We start from the raw sequence: 4244 nt of genomic DNA on the forward strand, positions 1-4244 counted from the left end.
GCCCGCCGCGGCGGACGTCAACGAGCATCTGGCGACCGACGCCGCCGAGTGCCAGTGGTGCCCGGTGTGCCGCACGGTGCACCTGGTCCGTGAGCTCAGCCCCGAGGTGAAGACGCACCTGGCCGTGGCCGGGTCCTCCCTGCTGCAGGCCGCGGCCGCGCTGCTCGCCACCGCGGTGCCCGAGGAGTCCAAGCGCAGCGGCGAGAGCGTGGAGCACATCGACCTCGACGGCGACTGGCCGGAGTAGCCGTGGCCAGCACCCTCGGGATCGACATCGGCGGCACCAAGATCGCAGGGGCCGTGGTCGATGACGACGGCCGGATCGGAGCGCGACTCAGCGTGCCGACGCCGACCGAGGGCACCGAGCCCCTGCTGACGGCGATCGCCGCGGTGGTGGAGCACCTGCGCACGCCGCAGACCGACAGCGCCGGCCTCTCGGTGGCCGGCTTCGTGGATGCCGCCCGCAGCGGGGTCTACTTCGCCCCCAACCTGCCGTTGCGCGACATCGCGCTGCACGCCGAGATCACCCGGCGCACCGGGTTGGCGACGGTGATCGAGAACGACGGCAATGCCGCGGCGTGGGCCGAGTTCCGCTTCGGCGCGGGCCGCGATGCCCAGCACATGCTGATGGTGGCGGTCGGGACGGGCGTCGGAGGCGGGCTGGTGCTGGACGGCCGACTGCAGCGCGGCGGGCACGGCGTCGCCGGGGAGATCGGTCATCTGCGGGCGGTGCCCGGTGGGCTGCCCTGCCCCTGCGGTCGGCTGGGGTGCCTGGAGCAGTACGCCAGTGGCTCGGCCCTGCAGCGCAATGCGCGACAAGCGGTCGCGGGCGACCCGCAGGCCGGGCGGGCCCTGCTGGCGGTGGCCGGCGGCGATCCGCAGGCCCTGCTCGGACCGCAGGTCACCGAGGTGGCCGCCACCGGTGACCCGCTCGCCACCGCGCTGGTGGCCGAGGTCGGTCGCCACCTCGGCGAGGGGATCGCCGATCTGGTCGCGGTCCTCGACCCCGAGGTGATCGTCCTGGGCGGTGGGGTCGCGGAGAGTGGCGAGCTGCTGGCCGGTCCGGTCCGCCAGGCACTGGCCGCGAACCTGACCGGTGCCGGTCACCGTCCCTTCGGCGTGGTCCGCACCGCGCTGCTCGGCAACGGGGCCGCGATCGTGGGGGCAGCCGATCTGGCGAGGCAGGCATGAGCGCCGTCGTCGGGATCGACGTCGGCGGCACCAAGGTGTTGGCCGGGGTCGTCGAGGGCGGTGAGGTGCTGGCCACCAGCCGGGGGGAGACGCCCGGGCGCCGGGTCACCGAGCAGGCGATCGAGGACGCCCTGAGCGAGGCGCTGGCCGAGGTCGCCGACGGCCGGCGGGTCCGCGCCGTCGGGGTCGCCGCCGCCGGCTTCGTGGACCGGTCCGGTGACCGGGTCCGCTTCGCGCCGCATCTGCCGTGGCTGGACGCTCCGGTGCGCCAGCGCCTGGAGGACCGCTGGCAGCTTCCGGTGGTGATCGAGAACGACGCCACCGCGGCCGCGCATGCCGAGGTGGCGCTCGGCGCCGCCCGCGGAGCCGAGACCGCGCTGGTGGTCAACCTCGGGACGGGGATCGGCGGTGCGGCCGCGATCGGCGGCCGAGTGCTGCGCGGGCACAACGGGATGGCGGGGGAGTTCGGCCACATGGTGGTGGTGCCCGGCGGCGCGCCGTGCGAGTGCGGCGGCGCGGGCTGCTGGGAGCAGTACGCCAGTGGCAACGCGCTCGAGCGCGTCGCCCGGGAGCGGATGGCGGGGCGCCCCACCCTGCTCGCCGAGATGTGTCAGGGCGATCCGGCCCGGCTGCGGGGCCCGATGGTGACCGAGGCCGCCGAGCTCGGCGATCTGGTCGCCCTGGAGGCGTTCGCCACCGTCGGCGAGTGGCTCGGGGTGGGCCTGGCGAACCTGACCGCGGCCTACGACCCCGAGGTGGTGGTGGTCGGCGGCGGCGTCGCCACCGCGGGGGAGCGACTGCTCACCCCGGCTCGCCGGGTGCTGGAGCGCACCGTGGTCGGCGCCGGGCATCGGGAGCTGCCCCGGGTGGTGCCGGCACAGCTCGGCACCAGGGCGGGGCTGATCGGAGCGGCGGACCTCGCCCTGCGGGCGCTGCGGGCCGGGCGCTGAGCGCTCAGATCCGCGAGCCGTCGTCCCAGGGATCGTTGCGGGTGCGCGGCATGTTCCAGACCAGGTAGCAGAAGCCGCCCACGAACCAGCCGATCAGGATCAGGTTGATGATCGACGGCAGGGTCAGCCCGGTGAACAGGCAGACCAGGAAGAGCAGCGGCACCCCGAAGAGCCCGACCCAGGCGACCAGCCGCGGCGGGGTGGCCCACCCGATCGGCGGTGGCGTGGGCGGCACGAACCGCCCCTCGTCGTCCCAGGCGCGGTAGGCGAGCTCGGCCGGCTCCTCGGGCTCGGGGGCCCAGGCGGGCGGCTCCTCGACGGCCGGTTCGACGGCGTCGACGCGCAGCGGCTCGGCAGGCGCCGGCTCGGGCGTGCTCTCGGCGAGGGGGATCTCGTCGGCGCGCGGAGTGTCGCCGTAGTTCTCGACGATCTGGCGCCAGGCCTCGTCCTCGTCCTGAGGTTTCACAACGACGAGCCTACGACCCTGCTCACACCCCGGTGACGCTGCGGATGAAGGCAGCGGAGTCGTCGAAGATCTGCTGGGCGTCGTTGTCGATGGTGGCGACGTGGAAGGAGTCGTGCAGCAGGGTCACCTCGGCGGTGGGGATGTGCTGGGTGATCAGCTGCACGGAGCTCGGGTCGAGCACGTGGTCGTCGACGGACTTGAACACCTGGACCGGCACCCGGACCCGGGCGAGGTCGGCGCGCAGCTGCTTCCAGCCGTCGAGCATCGAGGAGAGCGCCTTGAGCGGCGTGCGGTCGTAGCCGTGCTCGTCCGCGCCGGCCTTCTTGATGTCGTTGCCGATCGCCGGCATCGAGGGCAGCAGCCACTTCAGCACGGGCAGTGCCAGCAGCTGCTTGTTGGTGGAGTTGATCCCTGGGTTGACCAGGACCACGCCGGCGACGTCGTCGGGGTGGTCGATCGTCATCCGCAGGGCGAGCGCGCCGCCCATCGAGAGCCCGGCGACGACGACCACGTCGTGGGCGGCCCTCACCCGCGCGAACGCCTGCTCCACGGCGGCGTGCCAATCGGCCCAACCGGTGGCGTTCATCTCCTGCCAGGTGGTGCCGTGGCCGGGCAGCAGCGGCACCTCGACGCCGTACCCGCGCTCGGCCAGCGCCTCGGCCCAGGGGCGCATCGAGGCCGGCGAGCCGGTGAACCCGTGGCAGAGCAGGACGCCGACGCTGCGGCCGGGATCTGTGGTGATCTCTGGGCGCGCGGCGGCCGAGAACGCGGCGGTGAGGGACTCGGTGGACACGCTGCGGATTCTTCCATGCTGGGTCGCTCTAGGGGGAGGGGTGAATTGGGGCTAGGGTTTTCCCGTCCGTCAGCGGCTGATGGGCTCCTCGAGGAGGTTCGGCTCGGTGTTCTACTGGTTCTTGAAGTGGGTTGCGCTCGGTCCGCTGCTCCGCGTGGTGTTCCGGCCGCAGGCCGAGGGCCTGGAGAACATCCCGACCGACGGCCCGGCGATCCTGGCCAGCAACCACCTGAGCTACGCCGACTGGCTCTTCATGCCGCTGACCCTGCCGCGCCGCGTCTCCTTCGTGGCCAAGGCGGAGTACTTCACCGCCCCCGGCCTCAAGGGCTGGTTCCAGAAGACCTTCTTCTCGGGCTCCGGCCAGATCCCGATCGACCGCTCGGGTGCGAACGCCGCCGAGGGCGCGCTGATCTCGGCCAAGGGCGTGCTCGGCAAGGGCGAGCTCTTCGGCATCTACCCCGAGGGCACCCGCTCGCACGACGGTCGGCTCTACCGCGGCAAGACCGGCGTCGCCCGGCTCGCCCTGGAGACCGGCGTGCCGGTGATCCCGGTCGCCGTGGTCGGCACCGACGTGGTCGCGCCGCCTGGGAAGAAGTTCGGCAAGGTCACCCGGCCGCAGGTGCGCTTCGGCAAGCCGCTGGACTTCTCCCGCTACGAGGGCCTGGAGAACGACCGGTACATCCTGCGCTCGGTCACCGACGAGATCATGTACGAGATCATGACGCTCTCCGGCCAGGAGTACGTGGACATGTACGCCACCCGCGCCAAGGCGGAGGCCAAGCAGGCCGAGCGTGAGGCCGCAGCGGAGAAGAAGGCCTCCTGAACGGCTGGCTGATCCAGCCAC

The 4244-nt window shown here is 73.0% G+C and carries 5 protein-coding genes and 1 pseudogene; 4 read left to right on the plus strand and 2 right to left on the minus strand.

All coding sequences use genetic code 11. The features are described 5' to 3' along the window. The 3 genes and pseudogenes from ABD151_RS04985 to ABD151_RS04995 form a co-directional block, all read left to right on the plus strand. Positions 1-247 (plus strand): annotated as a pseudogene (locus ABD151_RS04985) (hypothetical protein); the annotation flags it as partial. A gap of 2 nt (positions 248-249) precedes the next feature. Continuing rightward, complete coding sequence (locus ABD151_RS04990; RefSeq protein ID WP_343991931.1) at positions 250-1191, plus strand: ROK family protein; 942 nt, start codon at positions 250-252, stop codon at positions 1189-1191. Beyond that, positions 1188-2141: an ROK family protein gene (locus tag ABD151_RS04995; protein WP_343991933.1), complete on the plus strand. Its 954-nt coding sequence runs from the start codon at positions 1188-1190 to the stop codon at positions 2139-2141. The genes ABD151_RS04990 and ABD151_RS04995 overlap by 4 nt, the downstream gene beginning before the upstream one ends. Positions 2142-2145: 4 nt before the next feature. On the opposite strand, the gene ABD151_RS05000 is transcribed toward ABD151_RS04995, so the two are convergent. Both ABD151_RS05000 and ABD151_RS05005 read right to left on the minus strand, forming a co-directional pair. Next, positions 2146-2607: a hypothetical protein gene (locus ABD151_RS05000; RefSeq protein ID WP_343991935.1), complete on the minus strand. Its 462-nt coding sequence runs from the start codon at positions 2605-2607 to the stop codon at positions 2146-2148. A 22-nt stretch (positions 2608-2629) separates the two neighbouring features. Beyond that, positions 2630-3400, minus strand: a complete 771-nt coding sequence (locus ABD151_RS05005) for an alpha/beta hydrolase (protein ID WP_343991937.1) — start codon at positions 3398-3400, stop codon at positions 2630-2632. Positions 3401-3506: 106 nt separating this feature from the next. Here ABD151_RS05005 and ABD151_RS05010 point away from each other — a divergent pair, with 106 nt between their 5' ends. Continuing rightward, positions 3507-4223, plus strand: coding sequence for a lysophospholipid acyltransferase family protein (locus ABD151_RS05010; RefSeq protein WP_343991939.1), 717 nt, complete (start codon positions 3507-3509; stop codon positions 4221-4223). Positions 4224-4244: the final 21 nt, after the last annotated feature.

Origin of the sequence: Nocardioides dubius (genome assembly GCF_039528155.1) — a bacterium.
GTDB lineage: Bacteria > Actinomycetota > Actinomycetes > Propionibacteriales > Nocardioidaceae > Nocardioides > Nocardioides dubius.

Excerpts from the sequence above, each read along its gene's own strand:
- ABD151_RS04995 (WP_343991933.1), top strand. The coding sequence starts at position 1,188 with ATGAGCGCCGTCGTCGGGATCGACGTCGGCGGCACCAAGGTGTTGGCC.